General features: G+C 58.8%; 22 protein-coding genes. 11 read left to right on the top strand and 11 right to left on the bottom strand.

All coding sequences use genetic code 11. The features are described 5' to 3' along the window. Nucleotides 1-55: 55 nt before the first annotated feature. From AAC076_RS04255 to AAC076_RS04215, 9 genes are all read left to right on the top strand, one after another. Nucleotides 56-550, top strand: coding sequence for a Fur family transcriptional regulator (locus AAC076_RS04255; RefSeq protein ID WP_339843159.1), 495 nt, complete (start codon nucleotides 56-58; stop codon nucleotides 548-550). After that, nucleotides 547-1,320 carry a zinc ABC transporter ATP-binding protein ZnuC gene (znuC, locus tag AAC076_RS04250; RefSeq protein ID WP_339843158.1) on the top strand — a complete coding sequence of 258 codons (774 nt, stop codon included), beginning with the start codon at nucleotides 547-549 and terminating at the stop codon, nucleotides 1,318-1,320. Before AAC076_RS04255 ends, znuC begins: the two co-directional genes overlap by 4 nt. After that, nucleotides 1,313-2,098, top strand: coding sequence for a zinc ABC transporter permease subunit ZnuB (gene znuB / locus AAC076_RS04245; RefSeq protein WP_339843280.1), 786 nt, complete (start codon nucleotides 1,313-1,315; stop codon nucleotides 2,096-2,098). Before znuC ends, znuB begins: the two co-directional genes overlap by 8 nt. Before the next feature lie 117 nt (nucleotides 2,099-2,215). Continuing rightward, on the top strand, nucleotides 2,216-3,211 hold the full coding sequence (locus AAC076_RS04240; RefSeq protein WP_339843157.1) for a ligase-associated DNA damage response exonuclease: 996 nt from the start codon (nucleotides 2,216-2,218) through the stop codon (nucleotides 3,209-3,211). Further along, nucleotides 3,211-4,806 carry an ATP-dependent DNA ligase gene (locus AAC076_RS04235; RefSeq protein WP_339843156.1) on the top strand — a complete coding sequence of 532 codons (1,596 nt, stop codon included), beginning with the start codon at nucleotides 3,211-3,213 and terminating at the stop codon, nucleotides 4,804-4,806. The genes AAC076_RS04240 and AAC076_RS04235 overlap by 1 nt, the downstream gene beginning before the upstream one ends. Beyond that, on the top strand, nucleotides 4,796-7,285 hold the full coding sequence (locus AAC076_RS04230) for a ligase-associated DNA damage response DEXH box helicase (RefSeq protein WP_339843155.1): 2,490 nt from the start codon (nucleotides 4,796-4,798) through the stop codon (nucleotides 7,283-7,285). The genes AAC076_RS04235 and AAC076_RS04230 overlap by 11 nt, the downstream gene beginning before the upstream one ends. Next, nucleotides 7,282-7,929: a ligase-associated DNA damage response endonuclease PdeM gene (gene pdeM / locus AAC076_RS04225; protein WP_339843154.1), complete on the top strand. Its 648-nt coding sequence runs from the start codon at nucleotides 7,282-7,284 to the stop codon at nucleotides 7,927-7,929. The genes AAC076_RS04230 and pdeM overlap by 4 nt, the downstream gene beginning before the upstream one ends. Before the next feature lie 98 nt (nucleotides 7,930-8,027). Next, the gene (locus AAC076_RS04220; protein WP_339843153.1) at nucleotides 8,028-9,242 is read left to right on the top strand and encodes a putative DNA modification/repair radical SAM protein; all 1,215 of its coding nucleotides are present in this window, start codon (nucleotides 8,028-8,030) and stop codon (nucleotides 9,240-9,242) included. Nucleotides 9,243-9,252: 10 nt separating this feature from the next. Continuing rightward, nucleotides 9,253-10,143: a TIGR03915 family putative DNA repair protein gene (locus AAC076_RS04215; RefSeq protein WP_339843152.1), complete on the top strand. Its 891-nt coding sequence runs from the start codon at nucleotides 9,253-9,255 to the stop codon at nucleotides 10,141-10,143. Here AAC076_RS04215 and AAC076_RS04210 read toward each other — a convergent pair. The 5 genes from AAC076_RS04210 to AAC076_RS04190 all read right to left on the bottom strand — a co-directional run bounded on the left by AAC076_RS04210 (nucleotide 10,127) and on the right by AAC076_RS04190 (nucleotide 14,116). Next, nucleotides 10,127-10,756: an SCO family protein gene (locus AAC076_RS04210; protein ID WP_339843279.1), complete on the bottom strand. Its 630-nt coding sequence runs from the start codon at nucleotides 10,754-10,756 to the stop codon at nucleotides 10,127-10,129. The two genes, AAC076_RS04215 and AAC076_RS04210, sit on opposite strands and share 17 nt — an antisense overlap. Beyond that, complete coding sequence (cyoE, locus tag AAC076_RS04205; protein ID WP_339843151.1) at nucleotides 10,753-11,658, bottom strand: heme o synthase; 906 nt, start codon at nucleotides 11,656-11,658, stop codon at nucleotides 10,753-10,755. Before cyoE ends, AAC076_RS04210 begins: the two co-directional genes overlap by 4 nt. A 73-nt stretch (nucleotides 11,659-11,731) precedes the next feature. Continuing rightward, the gene (locus AAC076_RS04200) at nucleotides 11,732-12,772 is read right to left on the bottom strand and encodes a COX15/CtaA family protein (protein WP_339843150.1); all 1,041 of its coding nucleotides are present in this window, start codon (nucleotides 12,770-12,772) and stop codon (nucleotides 11,732-11,734) included. Between the two features lie 5 nt (nucleotides 12,773-12,777). Further along, nucleotides 12,778-13,380: a hypothetical protein gene (locus AAC076_RS04195; protein ID WP_339843149.1), complete on the bottom strand. Its 603-nt coding sequence runs from the start codon at nucleotides 13,378-13,380 to the stop codon at nucleotides 12,778-12,780. Further along, the gene (locus AAC076_RS04190; RefSeq protein WP_339843148.1) at nucleotides 13,373-14,116 is read right to left on the bottom strand and encodes an SURF1 family protein; all 744 of its coding nucleotides are present in this window, start codon (nucleotides 14,114-14,116) and stop codon (nucleotides 13,373-13,375) included. The genes AAC076_RS04195 and AAC076_RS04190 overlap by 8 nt, the downstream gene beginning before the upstream one ends. Before the next feature lie 64 nt (nucleotides 14,117-14,180). Between AAC076_RS04190 and AAC076_RS04185 the strand changes: the two genes are divergently transcribed. After that, nucleotides 14,181-14,393, top strand: coding sequence for a DUF2909 domain-containing protein (locus AAC076_RS04185; protein WP_339843278.1), 213 nt, complete (start codon nucleotides 14,181-14,183; stop codon nucleotides 14,391-14,393). A gap of 49 nt (nucleotides 14,394-14,442) precedes the next feature. On the opposite strand, the gene AAC076_RS04180 is transcribed toward AAC076_RS04185, so the two are convergent. The 4 genes from AAC076_RS04180 to coxB are packed head-to-tail and all read right to left on the bottom strand — an operon-like array spanning nucleotide 14,443 to nucleotide 18,657. Then, entirely contained in the window at nucleotides 14,443-15,333 is an 891-nt protein-coding gene (locus tag AAC076_RS04180; RefSeq protein WP_339843147.1) for a cytochrome c oxidase subunit 3, read from the bottom strand. A gap of 29 nt (nucleotides 15,334-15,362) precedes the next feature. Next, nucleotides 15,363-15,926: a cytochrome c oxidase assembly protein gene (locus tag AAC076_RS04175; RefSeq protein ID WP_339843146.1), complete on the bottom strand. Its 564-nt coding sequence runs from the start codon at nucleotides 15,924-15,926 to the stop codon at nucleotides 15,363-15,365. 13 nt (nucleotides 15,927-15,939) lie between these two features. After that, on the bottom strand, nucleotides 15,940-17,523 hold the full coding sequence (gene ctaD / locus AAC076_RS04170) for a cytochrome c oxidase subunit I (RefSeq protein WP_339843145.1): 1,584 nt from the start codon (nucleotides 17,521-17,523) through the stop codon (nucleotides 15,940-15,942). Nucleotides 17,524-17,532: 9 nt separating this feature from the next. Beyond that, on the bottom strand, nucleotides 17,533-18,657 hold the full coding sequence (gene coxB, locus AAC076_RS04165; protein WP_339843144.1) for a cytochrome c oxidase subunit II: 1,125 nt from the start codon (nucleotides 18,655-18,657) through the stop codon (nucleotides 17,533-17,535). A 415-nt stretch (nucleotides 18,658-19,072) separates the two neighbouring features. On the opposite strand from coxB, the gene AAC076_RS04160 reads away from it, so the two are divergent. After that, on the top strand, nucleotides 19,073-19,720 hold the full coding sequence (locus AAC076_RS04160) for a hypothetical protein (RefSeq protein WP_339843143.1): 648 nt from the start codon (nucleotides 19,073-19,075) through the stop codon (nucleotides 19,718-19,720). A gap of 5 nt (nucleotides 19,721-19,725) precedes the next feature. On the opposite strand, the gene AAC076_RS04155 is transcribed toward AAC076_RS04160, so the two are convergent. After that, a complete protein-coding gene (locus tag AAC076_RS04155; RefSeq protein ID WP_339843142.1) occupies nucleotides 19,726-19,989 on the bottom strand; it encodes a YheV family putative zinc ribbon protein in 264 nt (87 codons plus the stop codon). Further along, nucleotides 19,986-22,028, bottom strand: a complete 2,043-nt coding sequence (prlC, locus tag AAC076_RS04150) for an oligopeptidase A (protein WP_339843141.1) — start codon at nucleotides 22,026-22,028, stop codon at nucleotides 19,986-19,988. Before prlC ends, AAC076_RS04155 begins: the two co-directional genes overlap by 4 nt. Nucleotides 22,029-22,045 lie beyond the last annotated feature (17 nt).

Below are 22,045 nucleotides of genomic sequence, written 5' to 3'. Positions count from 1 at the left end.
ATATGATAACAGCACTTACGCCCTTGCACAGACCCACTTTGAAGGCCCAGCAGCCATGCCAGATCCAAGCATGCCCAATGACCCGCATCAGCCCCATGATCACAACGAATGTGTCAGTGGTGCGCTGGAGTCCGCCGAGCAGCTGTGCGAACGCGCTGGTGTGCGTTTCACCGCGTTGCGCAAACGTGTGCTGGAACTGGTCTGGGCCAGCCACAAGCCGCTGGGTGCCTACGATATTCTCGATACGCTGGCTCGTGAGGATGGCCGCCGCGCGGCACCACCGACGGTGTATCGAGCGCTGGATTTTCTCCTCGAGCAGGGTCTGGTTCATCGGATAGCCTCACTCAATGCGTTCATTGGCTGCCCAAGCCCCGAGCATAGCCATCAAGGACAGTTTCTGATCTGCAAGCAGTGTCACATTGCCATTGAGCTGGATCGCGCGCCTATCCGGCGTGCTATCGCTGACAGTGCCGACGCTGCGGGTTTTCAGATTGAAGCCGAAACCGTGGAAATCATCGGTGTGTGCGCCCAGTGTCAGGCGGCAGCATGAGCGAGCGGTTACTCGACCTGAATAACGTCAGTCTTCGCCTGCATGGCAACGCGATTTTGGAGAATGTCAGCCTGAGCGTTCGTCGTGGCGAGGTCGTGACGTTGATCGGACCTAACGGGGCGGGCAAGACCAGTCTGGTCAGGATAGTGCTCGGACTGCTCAAGGCAGACTCGGGCTCGGTTATACGCGAGCCCCGTTTACGTATTGGCTACATGCCGCAGAAACTGGAAGTAGACGCCAGTTTGCCTTTGACCGTATTGCGCTTTCTGCTGCTGGCGCCGGGCGTGACCAGGGAGCAGGGATTGGCCGCGCTGGAAGACGTTGCCGCGCCGCACCTGAGCGAGCGGCCATTGCAGCAGGTATCGGGGGGTGAGCTGCAGCGCGTATTGCTGGCCAGGGCGTTGTTGCGTCAGCCGGATTTGCTGGTGCTTGATGAGCCGGTCCAGGGCGTGGATGTGAACGGCCAGGTCGAGCTGTATCAGCTCATTAACAGGCTGCGTGATCGCTACGGTTGTGGCGTTTTGATGGTGTCCCACGACCTGCATCTGGTCATGGCCACCACTAACACGGTGGTGTGTTTGAATCGCCACGTTTGCTGCTCCGGCCACCCCGAGCAGGTCAGTACCGATCCCGCCTTCCTGGCCCTGTTTGGCGAGCGCGCGAGCGCGCTGGCGATTTACAGCCACCACCATGATCACGCCCACGACCTGCACGGTGAAGTCGTCGATGGCGAACCCCATCAACATGGACCCGGTTGCAACCATGCCTGATTTTCTGCTCTACGCAATGCTTGCCGGGCTCGCTCTGGCTCTGACTGCGGGGCCGCTGGGATCCTTCGTGGTCTGGCGGCGGATGGCCTATTTCGGCGATACCCTGGCACATTCGGCACTGCTCGGGGTGGCGCTGGGTATCCTGCTGGAAATCAATCTGACCGTGTCGGTCACACTGGGTTGTGTCCTCCTCGCGGTTCTGCTGGTTGCCCTGCAGCACAAGCAATGGCTCGCCAGCGATACGCTGCTGGGGATTCTGGCACACAGTACGTTGTCACTGGGTCTGGTGGTCCTGGCGCTATCGGATAACGTGCGGGTGGATCTGATGGCCTATCTGTTCGGCGATCTGCTGGCCATCGCCCGGTCAGATCTGTACTGGATGCTGGGGGGCCTCGGCCTGGTGAGCGTATTGCTGGTCTGGCTGTGGCGGCGGTTGTTGTCGATTACGGTGCATGAGGAATTGGCCAGGGTTGAAGGGTTGCCGGTCACGGCCATACGGTTGGCACTGATGCTGCTGATCGCCATCGTGATCGCGGTGGCGATGAAGATCGTCGGGGTGTTGCTGATTACCTCCCTGTTGATCATTCCCCCCGCAGCGGCGCAGCGTCATGCGCGCACGCCGGAGCAGATGGCCATGGGCGCCAGCGTGCTGGGCTGTCTGGCAGTGCTGGGGGGGCTGGCGCTGTCCTGGAACCTGGATACTCCGGCGGGCCCATCCATCGTCGTGTCTGCGGCCCTGCTGTTTCTGCTGGCAGTTGTGGTTCCCCGGCGCACCTGAGCAGAAGTACCCCTGCCAATTTATCGAGCTGTTACATGCGCTGTAACAGCTCGAGGATCCCGTTGTCCTAATTCTCGGATAGGCTGAAACCGAATCGGACAACAGTTACGCCCCTACATGCATGATCCCCTGGTAATTCCCACACATGAAGGGCTTTATTGCCCCGCTGGCAACTTTCATATCGATCCCTGGAGACCGGTAGCGACGGCCGTGATTACCCATGCCCACGCCGACCATGCCCGTTCAGGCCATCAGCTGTATTACGCACAGCATCTGAGTGTCCCCATTCTGCGCCATCGCCTGGGCGAGCATGAATTCACCGGGCTGGAATATGGCGAACAGCGACGCTTCGGACCCATCACCCTGAGCCTGCATTCGGCAGGTCACGTACTGGGCTCGGCGCAGGTGCGCGTGGCTCATGACGATGGACGGGTATGGGTGGTGAGCGGCGATTACAAGCGTGATGCCGACCCCACCTGTGCACCCTTCGAAGTGGTGACCTGCGACACGCTGATTACCGAGGCTACCTTTGCACTGCCCTGTTATCGCTGGCCGCCGGTAGAGGAGGTGGGACAGCAAATCTGGGACTGGTGGTCCGGCAATCCGGATCGGCCGTGTGTTCTGTTTACCTATGCCTTTGGCAAGGCGCAGCGGGTGCTGGCGGCGCTGGCTGCGCATACCGATCGTACGGTGTATCTGCATGGCGCGATGGTGGCGCTGACCGAACTCTATCGTGAAGCGGATGTTGCCATGCTGCCTACTCAGCCGGTTTCGGAATTGCCCCGCACGGAAAACCTGAATGGGCAGCTGATATTGGCACCGCCCTCCGCCGCCGGCTCGCCCTGGATGCGCCGATACAAGAATGCCAGTACCGGCTTTGCTTCGGGCTGGATGCGGATACGCGGTAACCGCCGCCGCCGGGGCTATGATCAGGGCTTCGAACTCAGCGATCATGCTGACTGGCCGGCACTACTCGATACCATCCGCGATTGCGGCGCCAGCACTGTACTGACGACCCACGGGCGCAGCGACGACCTGGTTCGCTATTTGCGCGAGCATGAGGGTATCGATGCCCGGGCGTTGACCACCCTGTATGGCGCCGAGGACGATTGATGCAGGCCTTCGCCGACCTCTATGCCGAACTCGATGCCACCACGCGCACCCAGGTCAAGCTGGACGCACTGATCGACTTTTTTCGGGATGCGCCACCAGGCGATGCAGCCTGGGCTGTCTATATGCTGGCCGGGCGCAGGATGAAACGCCTGATCGGTCCCCGCAAGCTGCGCGAATGGTTGGCCGAGGCGACTGGGCTGCCGGACTGGCTGGTCGATGAAACCTATCAGCATGTGGGTGATCTGGCCGAAACCATCAGTCTGCTCATGGAAGATGATAGCGGACGTCGGGCGGTTGATGGCTCTCTGGCTGAATGGATCGAGCAGGCAGTACTGGGGCTGCGCAAGCTCGATGAGTCTGAGCAGAAGGCCCATGTGCTGGCGCATTGGCGCAGCTTGCCGCGGCCGGCGTGTTTTCTCTACAACAAGCTGCTCACGGGCAGCTTGCGGGTGGGCGTCTCGCGCGGGCTTGTCGAGCGTGCGCTCTCGACCCTGGGGGACCTGCCCCGGGCCTTGATCGCACGGCGACTGATTGGTGAGTTTGAACCCACTGCCGGATTCTTTACGGCCCTCTTCGACCCGGAACAACGTGAAGAACGTGAGGGCCAGCCCTACCCGTTCTTTCTGGCTTCGCCCCTAGAGGGTGAGGCTGAATCACTCGGCGCCGTCGAGGACTGGCTGGCTGAATGGAAGTGGGATGGTATTCGTGCGCAGCTGATTGCCCGACCCGGCGGCGTCTGGCTCTGGTCACGGGGGGAGGAACCGATGAACGGCCTCTTCCCTGAGGTGGAGGCAGCTGCAGCGGATTTGCCGGAGGTGGTCCTCGACGGTGAAATTCTCGCCTGGGATAACGATGTGTTGCCGTTCTCGCAGATGCAGCGGCGCATTCAGCGCAAGACTGTTGGCGAGAAAATACGGCGTGAGGTACCGGTGATTTTCCTTGCCTACGACGTGCTGGAATATCAGCGGCAGGACTGGCGCGAGCGGCCGTTGCGCGAACGTCGGGCGCTGCTGGAAAGGTTAATGTCAGGCAGTGAGCGGTCGGCCATCCGCATCAGTCCCAGCGTCAGCGTGGCAGACTGGGGCGCCCTGGCCGCACAACGGGAAACCAGCCGGGAACGCATGGTCGAAGGTCTCATGCTCAAGCGGCTGGACAGCCCTTACCGCAGCGGGCGAGTGCGGGGCGACTGGTGGAAGTGGAAGATTGAGCCGCTGACCATCGATGCAGTATTGCTCTACGCCCAGCCAGGTCATGGCCGCCGCGCGAATCTGTATACCGACTACACATTGGCGGTACGTGATGGCGACGCCTATGTGCCTATTGCCAAGGCCTATTCAGGCCTGACCGACAAGGAAATTCAGAAGCTTGATCACTGGATACGCCGAAACACCGTTGAAAAGTTCGGTCCGGTGCGCTCGCTCAAGCCCGAGCATGTGCTGGAAATTGCCTTCGAAGGTATTCAGCCCTCCCCCAGGCACAAGTCCGGCATTGCTTTACGTTTTCCGCGCATAGTCCGCTGGCGCCAGGATAAACCGGTAGCTGAAGCCGACACCCTGGAGCAGGTGAAGGACCTGCTGCGCCTGTATGGCGGTTAAACCCGGTTTGGCCAGGGACACTGGAGAGGGCCTGGGGAAGGTCGAGGCCTGGTTTGCCAGCCAGGGTTGGACCCCTGCTGCCTTTCAGCGACAGGCCTGGCAGGCATTTCGTGCCGGGCGCAGCGGTTTGATTCATGCATCAACCGGCTCGGGCAAAACCCTCGCGGCCTGGCTGGGTCCGGTGTCCGCCGCCCTGGAAAAACCGGCGCGCCGTGGTGGTCTACGTGTGCTCTGGATCACTCCACTGCGTGCGCTGGCCAGCGACACCGCCGGCCATCTGCAACAGGCCGCCGATGACCTGGGTCTGGACTGGAAAGTCGAAACCCGTACCGGCGATACCAGCGCTAGTGTGCGTGCGCGCCAACGCCGTTCGTTGCCTGAAACCCTGGTTACCACACCGGAAAGCCTGTCGGTTCTGCTTTCCTATCGCAATGCGGAAGAAAGCTTCAAGCACCTGGATGCGGTCATCGTCGATGAGTGGCACGAGTTGCTCGGCAACAAGCGCGGTGTGCAGCTGCAATTGTGTCTGGCCTGGCTGCGTGCGCGTCATCCCGCACTATCCGTCTGGGGGCTGTCAGCCACCCTGGGTAACCTGGAAGAAGCCATGGCGGTCCTGCTTGGCGAAGGTACGGCAGCGGGGGAATCTATTGCCGGAGCGCAGGCCAAGCCGTTGACTATTCGCGGCCTCTGTCCGACCAACGTCGAGCGCTTTCCCTGGGCAGGGCATCTGGGCCTGTCACAGCTTGAGGGTGTGCTTGATTACCTGGGTGAAGGCAAGACCGCGTTGCTGTTTACCAACACCCGCTCCCAGTCCGAGCTCTGGTTCGAGGCAATCATCAAGGCGCGGCTGGAATGGGTGACCGAGCTCGGGCTACATCATGGCTCGATTGATCGCAAGGTGCGTCGACGCATTGAAGAGGGATTGCGCCAGGGCGAGTTTCGTTGTGTCGTCTGCACTTCCAGCCTGGATCTGGGTGTGGATTTTTCACCTGTGGATCGAGTTGTGCAAATCGGTAGCCCCAAGGGCGTGGCTCGACTGATGCAGCGGGCCGGGCGCTCGGGGCACCAGCCGGGTGCGGCCAGCGAGATTCTCTGTGTACCAAGTCATGCGCTGGAGCTGGTGGAAATCGCCGCCGTGCGCCGCGCCTGGGAGGCGGGCCGTGTTGAGGCCCGGAGACCACCCCGCCTGAGCCTTGATGTGCTGGTACAGCATCTCGTTACCCTGGCGGCGGGGCCCGGTTTCGTGGCCGAGCAGGTGCTGACCGAGTTGCGCAGTACCCATGCTTTTGCTGAACTGGACGAAAACCTCTTTAACTGGTGCCTGGTGTTCATTACCCAAGGCGGACCGGTGTTGGAGCACTACCCCCAGTTTCAGCGAGTAGTGGTGCTGGACGGTCGCTACACGGTGGAAGACACCGGTATTGCCCGTCGTCATCGGCTGGCGATAGGTACCATCACCAGTGACGCGCAGATTCAGGTACGTTTCATGAAAGGCGCAAGCCTGGGCAGCATCGAAGAGACCTTCGTTGCCCGGCTCAAGCCCGGTGATGTATTCCTGTTTTCCGGTCGTGCTCTGGAGCTGGTCAAGGTGCGGGATCTGGTCGCCTATGTGCGTCTGGCCAAGACCAAGCGGCACAGCGTTCCGCGCTGGTATGGTGGGCGCTTGCCGTTGTCCAGCGAGCTGGCGGATAGCGTTCTGGAGATTTTCGAAGAGGTGCAGGCGGGTCAGTATGAGGATGCCGAGGTGGCTGCCATCGCTCCGGTGCTGGAGCTGCAAAAGCAGCAATCAGCCTTGCCCGGGCGTAACCGGTTATTGATCGAGCGTTGTACCTCCCGCGAAGGTCACCATCTGTTTGTCTATCCTTTTGCCGGTCGGCTGGCCCACGAGGGCATGGCAGCATTGCTTGCCTGGCGCCTGGGGCAAATAATGCCAGCCACGTTCTCCCTGTCGGTCAACGATTACGGGCTCGAGCTGCTTACTTCCACCGACTTTCCTGAGTTGACTGAAGGCGACTGGCATGGACTGCTTGATCCCGAAGATCTGCTCGACCATGTGTTGGCTGCGCTGAACGCCGGTGAGCTGGCCCGCCGCCAGTTTCGGGATATCGCCCGAGTCAGTGGCCTGGTGTTTCAGGGCTTCCCCGGGAGCGGCAAGAGTGATCGACAGCTGCAGGCATCCAGCGGACTGCTGTACGACACCCTCAAGCGTTATGACCCCGAGCATCGACTGCTGGCCCAGGCCAGTCGTGAAGTACTTGAAGACCAGCTGGAAATCCAGCGTCTGCGCAATGTGCTTGAGCGTGCCGTTGGTCAGCAGCTTATACAGGTTTCGCTTGAGCGCTTTTCACCCCTGGCTTTCCCGCTTTGGGTAGAGCGTCAGCGCAACCGGATCAGTACAGAAGGCTGGCGCGAAAGGGTGAAGCGGATGATGGAGAGTCTGGAAAAACACGCGGCGCGCAAACCCGGGAGGCGTCCATGAGCCGTACGCTGGAATGGCAGTTGGCCGGTGCTGATGTCGTATTACATGGTGAGCGCGCGCTTTTCTATCCCGCAGAATCGGCATTGTTGGTAGCCGATACCCATTTTGGTAAGGCCGCACTGATGCGTCGTCGTGGTCTGGCAGTGCCCACAGGTCAGAGCCGCGATGACTTGCAACGGCTGAGCTCTTTGCTGGATGAATTCAAGCCACACAGGTTGATTGTGCTGGGTGATTTTTTCCACCACCGGCCGCTTTCCGGCGAGCCCTTTCTCGATCTGTTTCCCGATTGGCGGGCCCGGCATCAGGCAGTGTCAATGGAAGCTGTGGTGGGTAATCACGACCGGCACGCCGTGGGCGTGGACCTGGGTATTGATTGGCACGAGCATCTGGATCTCGGCCCCTTTCGTTTACGCCACGAGCCCGAGCCAGTGACGGGACGTCATGTGCTGGCCGGACACATTCACCCGGTCCTGACGTTGCAGGTCGCAGCCGATCGTCTGCGTGCTCCGGTATTCTGGTTTCGTGAACAGGTAAGTGTATTGCCATCATTTGGCGCACTGACTGGCGGTTGGGATCTGCCGCGCAAGTCGCCAGGGCAAACGGTGCTGGTGGTGGAAGGTGAGCTGTTCGAGGGGCCAGATTAATAAACGCGCCAAGGCATATTGTAACCATGGGTGGAGACTGGTTGAGTAGCGTCCAGTCAGCGCTTATGCTGTATATATATACAGTATAAGGTTGTTCCATGGAACTCATCGAGAAACTCACCATTCTGGCCGATGCAGCGAAATACGATGCCTCCTGTGCCAGCAGCGGCGCTCCCAAGCGCAGCTCCAGGGGCAAGGATGGCATTGGCGCCACCAACGGTATGGGCATCTGTCACAGCTACACACCGGATGGCCGCTGCGTGTCTCTTTTGAAGATCCTGCTGACCAATTTCTGCCTCTATGACTGTCAATATTGCGTTAATCGGCGCTCAAGTGATGTGCCGAGGGCGCGCTTTATGCCCGAAGAAGTGGTCAAGCTGACCCTGGATTTCTACCAGCGTAATTACGTCAGCGGATTATTTCTCAGCTCGGGCATCATTCAGTCGCCGGACTACACCATGGAGCAGTTGATCCGCGTAGCCAGGTTGCTGCGCAAGGAACATCAGTTCCGGGGCTATATTCACCTCAAGACGATCCCCGAGGCAGACCCGGCACTGATCGAGGAAGCCGGCCGTTATGCCGATCGGCTCAGCGTGAACATCGAACTGCCCAGCCCGGATAGCCTGATACGCCTGGCACCCGAAAAACAGATTGGCAGTATTACCGGCGCCATGGGCACAATCGACAGTGCTTCCAATGAGTCCCGTGCGGACAAACGCGCGCCCAAATTTGCCCCGGGCGGGCAGAGCACGCAAATGATTGTTGGAGCTGATGCCAGCGATGACAGCCGCATATTGCACACAGCTGAATCCCTGTACGGCGATTACCGGTTGCGCCGGGTCTACTATTCGGCGTTCAGTCCCATTCCCAATAGCCCCTCTTCGGTCCCCTTTCAGGCGCCCCCGCTCCTGCGTGAACATCGGCTTTATCAGGCCGATTTTCTGCTGCGCAGTTACGGCTTCAAGGCCGGTGAACTGATTGGTGCACAGGGCAATCTGCCCCTGGATATCGACCCCAAGTTGGCCTGGGCGCTGGTCAATCGAGCGCAGTTTCCGGTCGATCTGAATCTGGCTGAGCCGGCAATGATTGCGCGTATCCCCGGAATCGGAATCAGGACAGCGCAACGTATTGTCAGTCTGCGCCGTCTCAAGCGAATCCGCTTTGAGGATCTGGTACGCATGCGCTGCGTCATAGACAAGGCGCGGCCTTTTATCATCACCAGTGACTACCGTCCGCGTCAGGATACGGTCGAATCCAGTCAGCTACGCCGGCAGTTGAGTGACCAGCCAGCGCAAATGGCGCTTTGGGCCTGAAGGAAAATCAATGCAGGTATTGTGCTGTGAGGATGATTTTGAGCGCTGGCGAAGTCAGGCTCGGCAACTGCTGGCCCAGAACGTGCCGCCCCACGGCGTGGTATGGGAGGATGAAAGTATTCCGCAGTTGTTTGCAGCGGAGCCGGCGGCAGCCTCCGCCGCTACGGCGTCAACTCATCGCATTCCAGCGGAGCTTCTTGTTCAGTTAAAAAGCGCAGCTCGTTATCGCACGGCAGGGCGTTGGAATCTGCTTTACCGGATTCTCTGGCGGGTGGTCAGGGGGGAGCGTCAGGCGATGCTTGCCGGTGACCCTGATGGTAGTGAAATGCACCGGCGTATGAAGTCGGCAAGCCGTGAGGCGCATCATCTGCATGCGTTTCTGCGTTTTCATCCCCTGCCAGCGGATGAGCAGCTCGATTATGTAGCCTGGCACGAGCCTGCCCACGACATTCTCGCCAGTGCGAGCATGCATTTTGCCGAGCGGCTCGGTCGACAGCGCTGGTTGATCGCCACGCCACGTGACGGTGTCTGGTTTGATGGCGAGCAATTGCGTTATCGCCAACCCTGTCCGCCAGAGTGGCTGGCCAGGGCAGAGGCAGTTCGGGGCAAGGATGACGCGCTCTGGGAAACCTACTATGCAAGTATCTTCAATCCCGCACGGCTGAACCGCAAGGTTATGCAGGGCCATATGCCGCTGCGTTTCTGGAAGGGATTGACCGAGGGCAAGTTGATCCCCGTGCTGCTCAGCCAGGCACGCGCAGGGTCTCAGAAGGATGGGCAGGCAGCAGGTGTTGCAGGCAGGACGGGAAAGGTGATCAGGCTGACCAAGGATAAGATTGTTGCCGGCGGGCCGGCAGCAACTCAGGCGGTCAACAGCCACTCATCTACTGGGGATTCATGATTCGTGGCAGCCACAGGCTCAGTTCGGCGATCTTGAAGGGAGGTCGAATAAAACCGACATACTGGCCTTGGGGGTTGACCATCACTACCTGCCCGCTATGGTCGACCAGGTAGTTTTCTTCGCTGGTATCCGGTGGAATATAAGCAACCGAGAGTGCCTGTGCCAGCTTGGCCAACTCGGGCGGTTCCCCGGTTACCCCTTTGAATCCAGACTTGAAGTAAGCCAGATACTCGGTCAACTGTTGTGGCGTATCACGCTCTGGATCGACGCTGACCATGGTGACGCGCAATTGTTCGCGTGCGCCGGATGGAAGCGATTCGACTACCGAGCGCAAGTCCGCCATGGTGGTCGGGCAGATATCCGGACAGAAGGTATAACCGAAAAACAGCAGATCCCATTGTCCAGCCAGATCCTGGTTGCCCCACGTGTCGCCGGTGGCGGCCTGAAGTTCGACATCTGGCAGGTTGCGCGGATTGTCGAACAGAAAGATACCTGAATTCGAGAGTACTTCCCGGTCCAGCGGTGCCTGCCGATTGACCTTGGCTACGACCGCCCCCAGCACCAGTGCAATTGCTGCGACGGTGACCAGCACCGTCTTTTGCACACCACTCATAGCCATCCGGCGACTCCGACGTAGTGATCGACCAGTAGAGCTACAAAGATCCAGAGCAGATACCAGAGCGAGAACTTGAAGGTCTTGATTGCTGCGTGGGGGCGGCTGTCGCGCCACATTGCCCAGGCCCAGTCAATGAAGCGCAGACCCAGCAACAGAGCCGCGGCCAGGTAGATGGGGCCGCTCATATGGATAACGAATGGCAGCATGCTGACGGCAAGCAGAATGAAGGTGTAGAGCAGGATGTGCAGCTTGGTGTAGCGCTCGCCGTGGGTCACCGGCAGCATCGGGATATCCACCTTGGCGTACTCAGCCTTGCGGTGGATGGCCAGTGCCCAGAAATGCGGAGGCGTCCAGGCAAAGATAATAAGTACCAGGAGCAGGCCTTCGGCATCTATCTGCCCGGTCACGGCGGTCCAGCCGAGCAGCGGTGGTGCGGCACCGGCAATGCCGCCAATCACGATATTCTGCGGAGTGGCGCGCTTGAGGAACAGCGTGTAGACAACTGCGTAGCCTAACAGCGAGCCCAGCGTTAACCAGGCTGTGACCGGGTTGATCCAGACCAGCAGGATCGCCATCCCGGTAATGCCCATCACCAGTGCAAAGAGCATGGCACTGATTGGATTGACTCGGCCCTGGGCCATCGGTCGACGCTGGGTACGTGCCATGTGTATATCAATGCGGCGGTCAACCAGGTGGTTCACTGTTGCCGCTGAACCGGCGCACAATGCGATCCCCAGATTACCCAGCAGCAGAACCGTCCAGGGCACCATGCCCTCGGTGGCGAGCAGCATGCCGATGGCCGAGGTGATGATCATCAGCGCCACAACCTTGGGCTTGGTCAGCTCGAGGTAATCGCGCCACAGGGCGCCGGCCTGTGCGGTATTGGTCAAGGTCGTCATCTGTGCTTCCCCAGAACGCCGCAGCGTTCGTCATTGTTCGATTTATTGTTATGTCCGCAGTATGCGCCAGGGTTCATTGGCTGGCCAGTAGCCCTGACGATCGATCTGGGCTAAAAAACGCATTTCTTGCAGGTGCACGCAGGCGGTAGTTGATAGCCACCATCACCAGCAGAAGCAATGCTCCCACTGCGTTATGCGCTACCGCTACAGCCAGCGGTAGGTGCAGCAGCACGTTGCTGGCACCCAGAGTGACCTGCGCTGCGAGCACTACCAGCAACAAGCTCGCTAGCCGGCCGAGATGGATCTCCTTCATCCGCCAGGCCAGCAGCAGTAATACGGCGCTGGTGATCACGGCTCCGATCCGGTGGGTTACGTGAATCGCCGTACGACCCTCTCCTTCGAGTATTCCACCAAGGTAATTGGGGCCGATCTCATGGAACAGGTGAAAGCCCGCTGCAAAGTCCATTTCAGGCCACCAAACGCCGTGGCAGGTCGGCAGGTCGACACATGCAAGCGCTGCATAATTGGTACTGGTCCAGCCACCCAGCATGATCTGGCCGATAACCACGATCAGGGCGAACCGGGCGAAATACCGCACGCGTACCACTACCTTGCGTGGTGACAACGGAGTGAAGCGTCCGGAAAGGCGCAGCGAGAGCAGCAGAAGCAGGCTGAGCGTGGCGAAACCACCAAGCAGGTGTGCGGTGACAATTTGCGGCCAGAGCTTCAAGGTCACGGTCCACATACCGAAGGCTGCCTGACAGATAACCAGTAGTAGCAAACCGAAACTCAGGCCCACTGGGTATCCGGGCACGCGCCGCTGACGCAGGCTGAATAGCGCCAGGCCAAGAATAATCAGACCAAGCAAGCCCGCCACATAGCGATGAATCATTTCGGCCCAGGCCTTGAATACCTCGACCGGATCATCGGGGAAACGAAGCTCGGCAAGCTGGATGGACTCGGCTGACCGAGGCACACCAAGGAAACCATAGCAGCCAGGCCAGTCAGGGCAGCCTAGCCCGGCGTGAACGAGGCGGGTATAGGCGCCTAGTATCACCACGACGAAGCCGAGCGCCAGGGCACAGAGGGCAAAAACGTAACCGGGTTTGCGCATGGTCGTTAGCCTACCTTGGATACTTTCAACAGGTGCTTGAGGTCGTCAAGCAGTTGCTTGCCCGGCTCACTGGGATCCTGATGCAGGACTACTCTGCCCAGGGGGTCGATCAGCCAGAGCTGGGCGCCTTCACGCCACTCCTGGGGGTGTACTGCCAGACTTCTACCGTAGGCGTCCTGATCGAGCCGGGCCCGCTCGAGGCGGGGGTAGTCGCGCTCAAGTCGCTCGACCAGTTGGTCCGATGCCGGTACGTCCAGCGCCAACAGGTGTTCTACCCGGCCCGCTTCACGGCCCAGGGCGACATTGATCTGCCGGGCTTCATTGACCAGTTCCATGCAGGCCGCTTCGCAGTCACCCGTGGACGTGACTACGAGTCGCCAGGGTGAGCCGTAACCTATTGGCTCGATGTTCAATTGCCAGTCTTCAACGGAAATGGCTGGTTCGATGAGGTCCGAGCGATTGGTTTGCGAGTCAGGAATACCCATGCCCAGCTTGGCCATCAGGCCTGCCAGAAATATAGGCCCCACGACAATAGCCACGATGGCCAGTAATTTGAGTTGCCCGCGCGGTTTTGCCTTGGGCGCGGAGGTTTGTTCCCTGTCATGCATTCTTGTTTTTCTCCGGGGTGTCGGGCCGCAATCCAGCCCAGATAAAGAGTGCCAGCAGGGCCAGTGCCAATGCAAACCATTGAACGGCATAGGCGGTGTGTTTACTGGAGGTCATTGGTAGTTTGGGCCAATCGAGCGTCAGCGCGGCGTCACTGCCGGTGCGCAATCTCGCCATCCAGGGAAGCAAGGTTTCTCCGCTGGCTTCGCGCATCGCATCCATATCAATGCGCGTTATCAGTTTTGGCCAACCCGGCACTACGTTGGCGGTGCCCATGGTGAAGCCGGTTTCCACAGGGGGTAAGGCCTCTGCATCGAGACGCTGGGAACCCCTTGGTGTGCGGACATGCGGGACCTGCCGTCGGTCGGGCCAGGGAAGCCACCCACGATTGACTATCAGTCTTTTGCCCGAGTCGGCATCGATAAATACTTGCAGGACTTCAAGGCCGGCGTTTCCATCGCGGGTACGGTTATCCAGAAACCAGATCAGTTCCGGATCAAAAATGCCCTGCATTTGCACGGGACGCCAGGCAACGTCGTCGGAGCCTTGCAGTGCGTCCACGGGGACAGCTACCGCGCTGCGACTCTGATCCATGCGAGTCTGCAACAGTCGTTTTTCTTCGGCACGATCCAGCTGCCAGAACCCCAGTAGCAGCAGGACAGGCAAAAAGAACCCGACAAACGCTGTCAGGGCCCAGCCTGGAGCGAATCTTGGTAGGGCATAGGAAGTAGCAGACATGGCAACCTTAAGCATTGGCTGGGGCTATAATGGCCAAACCTTTCATAAGCATGGACGTTCGATTATGTGGTTAAAACTGGTCATTCTCGCTTTGCTGCTGGCGATTGTCGTCAGTCTTTTCAGTGGCCTGTTCTTTCTGGTCAAGGACGTGAACGGCCAGAGCCGTCTGGTGACAGCGCTGAGCGTGCGCATTGCGTTGACCGTCACAGTGATGCTGCTGATCGCTTATGGTTTCTGGTCCGGTCAGTTCACCTGGAACACACCCTGGCTGCACTGATGGTCGCTGGAGCCATCAGGCTCGGCGGCGCTAAGGCCGCCGAGCAATGTCAGAATATATAGACGAATATAAACAGACCGACCCAGACTACGTCGACAAAGTGCCAGTACCAACTGGCCGCTTCAAATCCGAAATGCTGCTCCGGCGTGAAGTGCCCCTTGAAAATACGTAACAGCATGACCGACAGAATGATCGTGCCCATCAGTACGTGAGCACCGTGAAAGCCGGTCAGCATGAAGAAGGTTGCGCCGTAGATACCTGAATCCAGCGTCAGACCCAGATCGTTATAGGCGTGGAAGTACTCGGCAATCTGCAGCCCCAGGAAAACCACGGCGAGAGCCACCGTCAGACCCAGCCAGGCTTTCAGAGCGCCGCGTTTGTTGGCACGCAGGGCATGGTGAGCAAAGGTGACGGTCACGCTCGAGGTGATCAGAATAATGGTGTTGATCAGCGGTAGCTGCCAGGGGCTGATGATTTCCTGCGGACCCGGGAAAAGGCCTGGGTCAGGGTTGGTCATCAATGGCCATACGTACTCGAAGTTTGGCCAGAGCATATTGGCGACGCCCTTGTCACCCTCGCCACCCAGCCAGGGGCCGGCGAAGGTGCGCACATAGAATAGCGCACCAAAAAATGCGGCGAAGAACATGACTTCGGAAAAAATGAACCAGCCCATGCCCATGCGGAAGGAACGATCCATCTGGGCGCTGTACAGGCCCTGGTGGGTTTCCTTGATCACATCTCCAAACCAGCCGAACATCATCCAGGTCAGAATCAGTACGCCAGCGATGAGTATCAGGTAGCCGCTTTCGCCATTGCTGACCATCATGGTGCCGCCACCGAATACCGAGGTGAGCATGCCGATCGATCCGACTATGGGCCATTTGCTCTGGGCCGGTACGTAATAAGCTTCGTGCGTTTCGTGTGCTTGGTGACTCGCCATCTCTTGTTCTCCTTGTCAGGCAGTCAAATTCAGTTGCTGTACACCGCCGCCACATCAGGGCCGGCCATGCGTTCAGTAATATCGAACAATGTGTAGGACAGGGTCAGTCTGTGGACTTCCTGTGGCAGCTCCGGATCAACAATGAATCGCACCGGCATTTCCACGGTCTCTCCGGCCTGCAGCGTCTGCTGCGTAAAGCAGAAGCATTCGGTCTTGTGGAAATAGGCTGCCGCCTTTGACGGTGAAACGCTGGGTACCGCCTGGGCGACCATCGGTTTGTCGGTCGGGTTGTGTGCGGTAAAGATCATTTCCCGTGTTTCACCCGGGTGCAGCGTCAATTCATTGCCCTGTGGAGCGAAAGACCAGACCATGCCCTGGGCATTGGTCGACAGGAACTGCACACGCACCGAGCGCGATTCGTCCACTGTCTGCCCAGTATCCTCGTAGGCGGAGGCGTTGGTCTTGCCGTTGATGCCGAAGGCATCGCACATCACGTCGTATATAGGCACCAGCAGGAAGCCGAAGCCGAACATGCCGACCACCAGTAACATCAAGCGGCCGACCAGACGTTTAGTACTCATACCTTCACGCATTGTTGGCATCCTCCTACTTCACTTCCGGTGGTGTGCTGAATGTGTGATAAGGCGCAGGAGAGGCCACGGTCCATTCCAGACCCTCGGCTCCGTCCCATGGTTTGGCGGCGGCTTTCGGGCCACCCCTGATGCACTTGATCACGATGAACAGGAACAGCAACTGGGTAGCGCCAAACATGAAGGCACCGATGGATGACACCATGTTGAAGTTGGCGAACATCATGTTGTAGTCCGGAATCCGGCGCGGCATACCGGCCAGCCCGATGAAGTGCATCGGGAAGAACGCCAGGTTCATGCCGACGAAGGACATCCAGAAATGCGTCTTGGCCAGCACCTCGTCGTACATGTGACCAGTCCACTTGGGCAGCCAGTAGTACGCGGAGGCGAAGATACCGAAGATTGCACCCGGTACCAGTACGTAATGGAAGTGCGCCACCACGAAGTAGGTGTCGTGATACTGAAAGTCCGCCGGGGCGATTGCGAGCATCAGGCCGGAGAAGCCGCCGATGGTGAACAGAATCACGAAGGCGATCGCAAACAGCATCGGCGCCTCAAAGGTCAGAGAGCCGCGGAACATGGTGCTCACCCAGTTGAATACCTTGACCCCGGTGGGTACGGCAATCAGCAAGGTGGCATACATGAAGAACAGCTCGCCGGTCAGCGGTATGCCGACGGTGAACATGTGGTGAGCCCAGACCACGAACGACAGGAAGGCGATCGCCGCAGTGGCATAAACCATCGAGGTGTAGCCGAACAGCGGTTTGCGCGCAAACGCCGGGATGATCTGGCTGACCGCACCGAACGCCGGCAGGATCATGATGTATACCTCGGGGTGCCCGAAGAACCAGAAGATGTGCTGGAACATCACCGGGTCACCGCCGCCGGCGGCACTGAAGAAGCTGGTGCCGAAGTTGATATCCATGAGCATCATGGTCACCACGCCCGCCAGTACCGGCATCACTGCGATCAGCAGGAAGGCGGTGATCAGCCAGGTCCAGACGAACAGTGGCATCTTCATCAGCGTCATGCCCGGAGCACGCAGGTTGATGATGGTGGCGATGATGTTGATCGCGCCCATGATCGAACTGATACCCGCCAGGTGGATGGCGAAAATGAAGAAGGTCACGCTCGGTGGTGCGTAGGTAGTGGACAGCGGTGCGTAGAAGGTCCAGCCGAAGTTGGGGCCACCCCCTTCCATGAACAATGTGGAGACCAGCAGACCGAATGCGGCCGGCAGCAACCAGAAGCTGAAGTTGTTCATGCGCGGCAGAGCCATGTCGGGCGCCCCGATCATCATCGGGATCATCCAGTTGGCCAGACCAACGAACGCGGGCATGACCGCGCCGAAAACCATGATCAGGCCGTGCATGGTGGTCATCTGGTTGAAGAATTCAGGCACAACCAGCTGCAGGCCGGGTTGAAACAGCTCGGCGCGGATAACCATCGCCATGGTTCCGCCGAGGAGGAACATGGCGAAGCTGAACCACAGGTACATCGAACCGATGTCCTTGTGGTTGGTGGTCAGTACCCAACGCATTGGGCCCTTGGCCGGACCATGGGCATGGTCGGCATGATGATGATCGATCACTGCACTCATGATGGTCTCCTATTGGCCGTCTTTGAAGTTGAGAATATCCATCGGGCTGACAACGTCGCCGGTGTCGTTCCCCCACGCGTTACGTTCGTAGGTGATTACCGCTGCAATATCGACTTCAGACAGTTGGCCATCGAAGGAAGCCATTGAAGTGCCTGGCTTGCCGTTGACGACAATATTGATGTGACCGGGAATATCGTTGAGGGCCATGTCGCTGCCCTTCAATGCAGGGAATGCCGGGGGTAAGCCACTACCATCTGGCTGGTGACAGGCCGCGCAGTTGGTGTTGTAAACGCGCTCGCCGCGTTCCATCAGTTCGGCCAGGGACCATTCCTTGTCACGCAGTTCGGCTTCTGCTGCTGCGGCCTCCTTTTTACCAGCGAGCCAGGCGTCATAGTCTTCCTGGGTTCTGGCATCGACGACGACAGGCATGAATCCGTGGTCACGACCGCACAGCTCGGTGCATTGGCCGCGATAGATGCCGGGCTCTTCGATCCGCGTCCAGGCCTCGTTGACGAAGCCGGGGATGGCGTCTTTCTTGACGGCCAGGGCGGGTACCCACCAGGAGTGAATGACGTCGGCCGAAGTAATCAGGAAGCGGATTTTCTTGCCAATGGGAACGACCATCGGCTCGTCTACTTCCAGTAGATAGTTTTCGCCCTTTTCAGCCTGGTTGCTGATCTGGTCACGCGGCGTGGTCAGGTTGCTGAGAAAGCTGACATCCTCACCCAGATACTTGTACTGCCAGCGCCATTGATAACCGGTAATCATGATGTCGACGTCGGATTCCTCCGCGTCGTAGATGTCGATCAGGGTCTTGGTCGCAGGGACTGCCATGCCGATCAGGATCAGCAGGGGAATAACCGTCCAGAGCACCTCTACAGAGATGTTCTCATGGAAAGTCGCGGGTACTGCGCCCCGGGACTTGCGGTGCATGAACATCGACCAGAACATCACGCCGAAAACAATCACGCCGATAACGACGCATATCCAGAAAATCAGCATGTGTAGATCGAATACCGACCGACTTATCTCGGTCACACCTTCGGACATATTGAATGCCCAGCTGGCGCTAACGGTGCCACTGAGGGTCAGTAAAAGCAGACCACCCAGCCAGGCGCTTGCATGTCGCAACATTCCCGGTTCCCCTTGTTTTTTTTATCATTTCTGGAGCGGAGGGAAGGATATTTATAATGTCATCAGGACTTCATAAACACGGATGCCGCTGTATCTTGCCCCCCGAGTCGCGGGTTTGGATGCAACGACTGGCCCCCCAATAAACTGCCAGACTGTTCGAGTATAGACCTGACTAGCCTCATGGCAATCCCCCAGACCGCTCTTTTTTTGCTCCTTGTCAATAATTGACGTGCGTATTTGTGTTACTACGTGCGGAGCGCAAATGCCTTCGTGTGACGCTTATAGTAGTCTTGCAAACTATTCGATTGACTCGTTTACGAGTCACTTTGACAATATCAATGTGCTCTGCTAGCTTGAGCCTTGATCCTAGACTTACCCGCCAGCCAGCGTCAGGCCGGCATGACCGGAGCCCCCGATGAATATACTTGCACTGCGTGAGCGCATCAGCCAGGCAGAACAACATGAGACTACAGAATCGATTCTGCGTGCCTGGTTGGAGGAGCGTCTGCCGACCCTGCATCCAGCTATCACCGCGGTCGGGGAACAAGAGGTGGAGGCCCTCATGCGATTTGTACGGGGGTATATCGGCCAGGTTCCGGATGTGATCGAGGCGGCATTGGGAGTTGCGACCCAGGCGCATATCAGCCCCCAGCTGCTACCGGTGATGAAGGTGGCAGAGACTTTTTTCCTGCAGCCGCCTGACTTGCCTTCCGATCATCGCGGTCTGCTGGCGTTACTCGATGAGGCGTATCTGGCGCATCGGCTGCTGGAGGAGGTCAATGATCGCTATCTGGCCCATGGAGGTGGTCAGCTGGTGCCTCTGGATACCACCCGAGCCAGCCTGATAGTGCACCATCTGCTTGAAGAGGACTTCGCTAACAAATTGGACGCCCTGGTTCAGGTCACCGTTGATGGTCTGGCCCCGGATAGTGTTTTCCATGGACCAGACTTCAGTGAATACAAGCAACGCATGAATGTTGAGGACAAAAGGTCACTCTGGCAGGAGTGGCCTTGTATGTCGGAGCAACTGGGTATGGAAATCCGTTTGCGCGATATAGCCTGAGGAAACTACTTCTTCTTCAGTTTGGGATTGGGAAAGAACTGCACTGTCTGCACCTTTTTCTCTGGTGCCGGCTTGCTCTTGCTGACCCTGGTGGGAACCTCGCGCGGCACCGCATTGCCGCGCTCGTCCAGTGTGTCGGCGTAGCCGCAGTTGACGCATTCGCGAGCCGGACGGCCTTCATCCTCGTAGGTACGAATGGTGTCCATTTCAGTGCAGGCAGGACAGACGGCACCTGCGATGAAGCGTTTGATCACGGGCTGGTCACTCATGCTGCCTTCCCGGTCAGGCCGCTGTGGCGCAACAGGGCGTCGATTGTCGGCTCACGACCACGGAAGGCGACGAACAGCTCCATGGGCTCGCGGCTGCCACCGCGGGCAAGGATATTGTCCCGGAAGGCTCGACCGGTATCGGCATTGAGCACTCCTTCCTCCTCAAAGCGTGAAAACGCATCGGCCGAAAGCACCTCTGCCCATTTGTAGCTGTAATAACCCGCTGCATAGCCACCTGCGAAGACATGTCCGAACCCATTCTGGAATCGGTTGAATGCGGGTGGCCGGAATACAGCGATTTCCTCACGCACTTTGTCGAGGACCTGTTGCACGCTCAGTTCCGGGTCATCGCGACGATGCAGCAAGAAGTCGAACAGCGAGAACTCAATCTGGCGGAGCATGCCCAGGCCCGACTGGAAGTTGCGAGCGGCAAGCATTTTCTCCAGCAGATCCTGCGGCAGCGGAGCGCCGGTCTCGTAATGCCCGGAAATCAGTGCCAGGCCATCAGGCTCCCAACACCAGTTTTCCATGAACTGGCTGGGTAGCTCGACCGCATCCCAGGCGACGCCGTTGATGCCGGAAGCGGCTGGGTAATCGACCTGAGTCAATAGATGATGCAGACCGTGACCGAACTCGTGGAACAGCGTGGTGACTTCGTCGTGGGTCAGGAGTGCGGGCTTGCCGCCGATTGCCGGCGTGAAGTTGCACACCAGATAAGCGATTGGCCGTTGCAGTGCCCCACCGGGGAGGCGGCGGCGATCACGGCAGCCATCCATCCAGGCGCCGCCTCGCTTCTGACTGCGCGCATACATGTCGAGAAAGAATTGTCCCGTGACCTCACCCTGCTCGACAACCTCGAATAAACGCGCATCGGGGTGCCAGCTGTCAAAGTCCTGGGTTTCACGCAGTTCGATTCCATAAAGCTTCTCGACCACGGCAAACATGCCCTGCAGGACCCGGTCGATCGGGAAATAGGGTTTCAGTTCTTCCTGGGAAATGGCGTAACGATGCTGTCGTAGCTGTTCACTGTAATAACCGACATCCCAGCTTTGCAGATCATTGCAGCCTTGTTCGGCGGCGAAGTCGCGGAGCGCCTGCAGATCCTGTTCTGCGAAAGGCTTGCTGCGTTGACCCAGGTCGCGGAGAAAACTCACTACCTGATCAGTGCTGTCGGCCATCTTGGTTGCCAGGGACCGTTCGGCATAGTTGGCGAAGCCGAGCAGCTCAGCCAGCTCCTGGCGCAGGCTCAGAATCTCTTCAATCAGTGGGCCGTTGTCATTTTCCCCGGCATGGGGTCCCTGGTCGGAAGCGCGAGTGCAGTAGGCGGTATAGACCTCTTCGCGCAGAGCGCGGTCATGGGCATAGGTCATTACCGCGTAGTAGCTTGGGAACTCCAGGTTGATCAGCCAGCCGTCCAGGTCTTTGGTCTCTGCCGCCTGGCGGGCCTGCGCCATGGCTGATTCGGGCAAGCCATCGAGTTGGTTGGCGTCGGTGATGTGGCGGCTCCAGGCCTGGGTGGCGTCCATTACCTGATTGGAAAAGCGGCTTTGCAGGTCAGAAAGGCGCAACTGTAATTCGCCGTAGCGCTTTTGCTGGGCCTGCTCAAGGGCGATGCCGGATAGCCGGAAATCGCGCAGTGCGTGCTCTATGATGGTCTGCTGAGCCTGGTCGAGGGAGGCAAAAGCGTCGCTGTCAGCCAGTTGCTGATAGGCTTCAAAGAGTTTCTGGTTCTGGCCCATCTCGGTGCTGAACTCGCTCAACAGTGGCAGGCAGCTGTTGTAGGCGTCGCGCAGCTCGGGAGTGTTCATTACCGCGTTCAAGTGGCTGACTGGCGAGAAAGCGCGTGATACCTGTTCGCCCATCTCGTCGAGGGGCTCGATCAGATTGGCCCAGGTCCAGTTCTCCGGCGGGTTGTCCAGCAGGCTTGCGAGCTGCGCCCGACTATCCGCCAGCACCTGCTCGATCGCAGGCTTCACATGCTCGGCACGGATGCTGCTGAAGGGTGGCAGGTCGTAGGGTTGCAGCAAGGGGTTGGACATATCGTTGTGTATCCTGT

It is taken from the genome of uncultured Halopseudomonas sp., from assembly GCF_963977355.1.
Classification (GTDB): Bacteria; Pseudomonadota; Gammaproteobacteria; order Pseudomonadales; family Pseudomonadaceae; genus Halopseudomonas.
Note: the sequence above shows the minus strand (reverse complement) of the source record. Positions and strands in the feature narration are given on the sequence as shown.